The organism is Vibrio sp. 10N.222.46.A1 (assembly GCF_041473595.1).
Taxonomy (GTDB): Bacteria; Pseudomonadota; Gammaproteobacteria; order Enterobacterales; family Vibrionaceae; genus Vibrio; species Vibrio tasmaniensis_A.
Window position 1 is genome coordinate 1 of sequence record NZ_JBFRSN010001101.1, and the last position, 449, is coordinate 449.

A 449-nucleotide genomic window follows, 5' to 3' on the forward strand; every position below is an offset into this window, starting at 1 on the left:
ACGGCACTTTGATAAAGTAGAAAGACATCAGCAACATCATCATTGGATCGGCATATACCGCGTATTCAGCAAACGGAGAGTAAGCCACCAACCAAGCAACAACGAAACCTGCCGTAACTGCCACACTCAACAGCGTATCCATTTGCCACTGTTTAGACTCAGCTTGAATCAAACCTGAAGAAATACGTTTGCTCTTGTTAGCGATGTACCACCAAGCGTAACCACAACCCAATACGTTGAAAATACCAAACAGAGTTGCGATAGAAGCATCAACTTCACGACCACCTGTCATCAGAGCACCAATCGCAGAATAAAGTGAATAACCGACCACAAGCAGAATCACAATCGCTTTAATGGCGATTACGATTGGCTCAATGATTGCTCGACCGAACGGGAACTCCCTGTCTGATGGGCGATTAATGTATTTCGAAGCAGCTAGTGACAATAAA

1 protein-coding gene is annotated in these 449 nt (G+C 44.5%); it reads right to left on the minus strand.

Annotated elements, in window-relative coordinates:
* The coding region (locus tag AB4496_RS24210; RefSeq protein ID WP_372132322.1) for a cation transporter at nt 1–449 on the minus strand (449 nt) is incomplete at both ends.